Source organism: Jatrophihabitans sp. (genome assembly GCF_036389215.1).
Classification (GTDB): Bacteria; Actinomycetota; Actinomycetes; order Mycobacteriales; family Jatrophihabitantaceae; genus Jatrophihabitans_A.
In genome coordinates this window covers 1-3,222 of record NZ_DASVQG010000084.1, presented here as the reverse complement: position 1 = coordinate 3,222, position 3,222 = coordinate 1, and the positions used below count along the sequence as shown (strand labels likewise).

Annotated in this window: 4 protein-coding genes; 2 read left to right on the top strand and 2 right to left on the bottom strand. The window is 71.1% G+C overall.

Annotated features, from left to right (window positions below; genetic code table 11):
• Positions 1-27: 27 nt before the first annotated feature.
• Both VF542_RS03940 and VF542_RS03935 read left to right on the top strand, forming a co-directional pair.
• Positions 28-519 (top strand): LapA family protein, encoded by a 492-nt coding sequence (locus tag VF542_RS03940; RefSeq protein ID WP_408650402.1) that lies wholly within the window; start codon positions 28-30, stop codon positions 517-519.
• The gene (locus VF542_RS03935; protein ID WP_408650401.1) at positions 519-974 is read left to right on the top strand and encodes a hypothetical protein; all 456 of its coding nucleotides are present in this window, start codon (positions 519-521) and stop codon (positions 972-974) included. Before VF542_RS03940 ends, VF542_RS03935 begins: the two co-directional genes overlap by 1 nt.
• A 105-nt stretch (positions 975-1,079) precedes the next feature.
• On the opposite strand, the gene VF542_RS03930 is transcribed toward VF542_RS03935, so the two are convergent.
• Together VF542_RS03930 and VF542_RS03925 are read right to left on the bottom strand one after the other, a co-directional pair.
• Positions 1,080-1,916, bottom strand: a complete 837-nt coding sequence (locus VF542_RS03930; RefSeq protein ID WP_408650400.1) for an aldo/keto reductase — start codon at positions 1,914-1,916, stop codon at positions 1,080-1,082.
• A gap of 92 nt (positions 1,917-2,008) precedes the next feature.
• Positions 2,009-3,043: an NAD(+)/NADH kinase gene (locus tag VF542_RS03925; protein ID WP_408650399.1), complete on the bottom strand. Its 1,035-nt coding sequence runs from the start codon at positions 3,041-3,043 to the stop codon at positions 2,009-2,011.
• Positions 3,044-3,222: the final 179 nt, after the last annotated feature.

Genomic DNA, 3,222 nt, shown 5'->3' with positions numbered 1-3,222 from the left:
CTCGGCGCGGCGTCGAAGGAGCTTGACGTGACTGACCCCTACGATCCCTCGCTGCCCCGCTCCAGCTCAGACCTCGGCGGCGCACCCGGCACCGGGCCGCGGGTGCCGCCCGGCGATCTGGGGTCCGCGACCGGCCCGGCGATCACGCCCGGCGCCGAACCGGTGGCCGCGCCCGCGACCGGGATTCCCGCCTCGGGTGGCCGGGGAGCAGGCTCCGGCGCTCCCGCTCCGGGCTTCAACGAGAAGGGGCACGTCCGGGCCACCAAGGTCAGCGGGGTGTGGATCGGCCTGATCGCCACGGCGCTCTTCGTGATCCTGCTGATCATCTTCATCGCGCAGAACTCCCGGCGGGTCACCCTGCACTTCTTCGGCTGGCACGGTCAGTTCTCGCTGGCGCTGACGATCCTGCTGTCCGCCGTGCTGGGCGTGCTGCTGGTCGCCATTCCCGGCAGCCTGCGGATCATGCAGCTGCGCAGGGCGTTGCGCAAGAACGTCCCGGGCGGCAGGAGCCTCGGCTGATGCCAGGATCGGGCGAGGAGCTGGTGCGGCAACTCGGCCCGGCGGCGCATCCGGAGCGGCCGGTGGCCAAGCAGCGACCGGCCGGCGCGAGCGACGAGCTGGTGGCCGCGCTGGGCAAGCTGTCCGAGGCGCTGGAGGTGGTGGAGGAGGCTCGCGGCCTGCTCTACACCTTCCACCGCCGGTCCGGCCGAGCTGACCTGACGCTGCAGGAGGCGATTCAGGCCCTGCACGACGCGGGAGAGCCCGAGACCGCCCAGCAGGTCGCCGACGTCCTGGTCGGGCGTGACGTCATCCCCGGCTGCTGGACCTTCCAGATCGTGGAGCAGTACGACGCCCAGTACTGGCAGCCGTTCCGTGCCGTCGAGGCCGACGTCCGGCAGCGGTTCGCCGGCGGCACCGCGCACATCTACGAGGCCGAGATGAAGCACCGCGAGCAGCAACCGGGCCAGGGCTGAGCCGATCGCACGTTGGCGAGGCGGCTCGGCCCCAGCCGGTCGGTCTCAGCTCGGAACGGAGTCAGCCGGTCGGTCTCAGCTCGGAACGGACTCAGCCGGTCGGTCTCAGCTCGGAACGGAGTCGAAGACGTCCGGGTCCGGCCCGGTGCGCTCGTTGCGGTCCAGGCCGGAGATCATCCCGAGATCGGTGTCGGACAGCTCGAAGTCGAAGATCTCGAAGTTCTCCTGCATCCGCTTGGGATTGGACGACTTCGGGAACACGATGTTGCCGAGCTGGATGTGCCAGCGCAGCACCACCTGGGCCGGCGTCCGGTCGTGGCGGTCGGCCAGTTCGAGGATCGCCGGATCGTCGAGGACCAGTCCCTGAGCGATCGGGGACCAGGCCTCGGTGGCGATCTCGTGCTCGGCGTTGAAGGCGCACAGCTCGTCCTGCACCAGATAGGGGTGCACCTCGATCTGGTTGACCGCAGGCGGCACCTCGGTCTCAGCCCGCAGCTTGCGGATGTGGTGGGGCTGGAAGTTCGACACTCCGATCGCGCGGGTCCGGCCCTCGGAATAGACCCGCTCCAGCGCTCGCCAGGCCTCGGTGTAGTCGCGGATGGTCGCCAGCGGCCAATGGATCAGGAACAGGTCCAGACGGTCCAGGCCGAGGTCGACCAGACTTTGGTCGAAGGCTCGCAGTGCGTCGTCGAAGCTCTGCCGGTTGTTGTTGAGCTTGCTCGTCACGAAGATCTCGGACGGGTCCAGCCCGGACCTGGCGATCGCTTGCCCGACCTGCTTCTCGTTCTGGTACATCTGCGCGGTGTCGATGTGCCGGTAGCCGATGCGCAGCGCCTCGGTGACCGCCTCGGCGGTCTCGTCCGGCTTGATCTGGAAGACGCCGAATCCCAGTTGTGGGATCGCGACGCCGTTGTTGAGCGCTATGTTCGGAATTGAGGTCACCCGAGGATCTCCTAGCGGGAGGTGCGGCTGAGGCTGGCTCGCACTTCCATCGTGCCTCGCCGCTCGGGGTCGCTGTGCCAGGGGCCGGGTCGCTAGTCGGCTTGGGCCGGCGCGCCGTCAGCGACGGCGGCCGGTGCGTCGGCCAAGCCGAAACGGGACCGTAGCCGGCCGTAGAAGTCCGACGGCCCGAGGCGGACCAGGCGGGCGGGCTGGCGCGCCGGGGTGATGCCCACCCAGTCGCCGGGGTCGAGCACCCCGCGCAGCTGGCCGTCGATGCTGACTGCCACCTGGCCCGATCGCTCCAGCACCCGGACCGTGATCTGCTCGTCGGCGCCCACCACCAGGCTGCGGTTGAAGACCATGTGGGCGGCCACCGGGGTGAAGATCAGCGCCCGCACCCGGGGCGAGACGATCGGGCCGCCGGCCGCGAAGTTGTAGGCGGTGGAGCCGGTGGGGCTGGCCACGATCAGCGCGTCGGCCGAGTAGCTGGCGAACAGGGTGCCCTCGACGAAGACGCCGAGGCTAGCCTGCCGGTCCCGGGCCAGCTTCTCCAGGACGATGTCGTTGACCGCGGTGACGTCCAGGTCGACGCCGGCCGCGGAGCCTGGTTCGGCCGCTTTCCGGGGCGGCGGCGGCAGCAGCGGCCCGCGGCCGTAACGGAGCACCGACTGCAGCCCCGCCGGGATGTCCAGCGGCCGGGAGGCGCGCATGGTGAGCATCAACCGCTGGTCCAGCTGGGCGTGCCCGGCCACGAACGCGGTCAGCGCGGATTCGATGTCGTCGGGCTCGACCTCGGTGAGGAAGCCGACCCGGCCGACGTTGACGCCGAGCACCGGCACCCCGTCCTGCGCGGCGACCCGGGCACCGCGCAGGAAGGTGCCGTCACCGCCGACGGTGACGATCAGGTCCGGATGCCCGCTGGCGGCCGCCTCGTCGGCGGAGTTGCGCCGGCTGCTGCGCGGGCCGGCATGGTCGTCGTCCTGCCAGACGTCGACCTCGCAGACCGCGACACCGTGGGCAGCCGCCCAGCCGCGCACCCGGTCGGCGGCGGCCACGGCGGCGGGCCGGCCGTGGTGGATCACCAGGCCGATGCGGGTGCAGGCCCGGGCGGTGTCGCGGTTGTCCACAGCGTCCACCGTAGTGGGCAGGCCGGCCGGGCTTTCAGGGCTGGTGAGCCGGGCCTTTCAGAGCCCGTCGTCGGAGGAGGGGGCCCAGCGGAACTGTAAGAATGGGGGAGCCGTTGACCTGCCAGCAGGATCGGCGGACGACCGAGACCGCGGTGCAGGGGCCGGCGGCAGGGATGAGC